General features: G+C 56.0%; 1 protein-coding gene. It reads left to right on the top strand.

What is annotated here, in order from left to right; all coding sequences use genetic code 11:
- Positions 1-761, top strand: a 761-nt coding sequence (locus A3751_RS21395; protein WP_197466587.1) for a DUF5011 domain-containing protein, incomplete at both ends; no start/stop codon positions are given.

Genomic DNA, 761 nt, shown 5'->3' with positions numbered 1-761 from the left:
ACTGTGAACGTCGTCGATACCGGCGCGCCGACCATTACCCTACTGGGCAGCAACCCGATCCTGCATGAACTGCAAACGCCATTTACTGATCCTGGCGCGACCGCCTCCGATGCAGCCGATGGCGATCTATCTGGTTCCATCGTCCCAACTGGCGCTGTCGATCCAAATGTTGCAGGCACTTATACACTCACCTACAACGTCACCGACTCTCAGAGCAACGCCGCGCCGACAGTCACTCGTGACGTGATCGTGGCTGACCGCACCGCTCCAGTAATTACACTGAATGGCGCCGCTACGGTACAACACGAGCAAGGCACGACCTACACGGATCTTGGCGCAGCAGCGACCGATATTATTGATGACAATGCAACACTCACTTCAGCGATTTTGGTAAGTGGTTCGGTGAACGATGCCGTAGCGGGCACTTATGCTCTGACTTACGATGTATCTGACGCCACAGGCAATGCCGCAACGCAAGTTACGCGCACCGTCAATGTGGTCGACACGACCATCCCAGTCATCACGCTACTTGGTTCTGATCCTGTCGATCACGAGGTAGGCACGGTTTACACCGATGCCGGCGCAACCGCTTCCGATAACATCGATGGTGTTATTACCGGTAACATTGGCGTGACTGGCAGCGTCAATGCCAGCGTCATTGGCACGTATTCTCTTACTTACAACGTGCAAGACTCGTCGGGCAATGCGGCGGCGACCGTGACACGTACTGTGAACGTCGTCGATACCGGCGCGCCGACCAT

The organism is Oleiphilus sp. HI0080 (assembly GCF_001635135.1).
Note: the sequence above shows the minus strand (reverse complement) of the source record. Positions and strands in the feature narration are given on the sequence as shown.